This window comes from Mesorhizobium sp. M4B.F.Ca.ET.017.02.2.1 (assembly GCF_003998955.1).
GTDB lineage: Bacteria > Pseudomonadota > Alphaproteobacteria > Rhizobiales > Rhizobiaceae > Mesorhizobium > Mesorhizobium abyssinicae.
The window spans coordinates 1-613 of record NZ_RZOF01000689.1 but is presented as its reverse complement, the minus strand read 5'-3'; the positions used below and the strand labels follow the sequence as shown (position 1 = coordinate 613).

At 69.5% G+C, this 613-nt stretch carries 1 pseudogene; it reads left to right on the top strand.

The features are described 5' to 3' along the window. Window positions 1-613, top strand: a pseudogene (locus EN738_RS34870) (amidase); the annotation flags it as partial.

Below are 613 nucleotides of genomic sequence, written 5' to 3'. Positions count from 1 at the left end.
AATGTACATCGGGCGCGACGCGCAAGCGGCGAAGCCGATCGAGACGCGCGCCTCGGTGCTCGACCTCTGGCGGCAGGCGGCGGCGGATCTTGAGGCGCTCGGCGCCGAGGTGGTCGAGGTCGACTTCCCTGTCGTCTCCAACTATGAGCGCGACCGCCCCGGCGCGAAGACCATGGTCGAGCGCGGGCTGGTCCCGCAGGATTTCGCCGAGCGCGAGATCTGGGACCTATGCATCTGGTCCTGGGACGATTTCCTGCGCGCCAACGCCGATCCGGCGATTCCCGATCTCGCTTCGGTCGACGGCGCAAAAATCTTCCCGCAGCCGCCGGGCGCGCTGCCCGACCGCTACGGCGACGACGGCTTCGACCTCGCCGACTATGTCGAGCGGGCGAAGCAGGGCGTGACGCCGTTCGAGCGCATCCCGACAATGCACGCCGGCCTCGAGGGGCTGGAGCAAACGCGCCGCCTCGATTTCGAGGATTGGCTGGACGCCAACAGCCTCGACGCCGTGGTGCTGCCCGCCGCCGCCGATGTCGGCCCGGCCGATGCCGACGTCAACGAAGCCTCCGCGCTGCTGGCCTGGCGCAACGGCACCTGGGTCGCCAACGGCAAT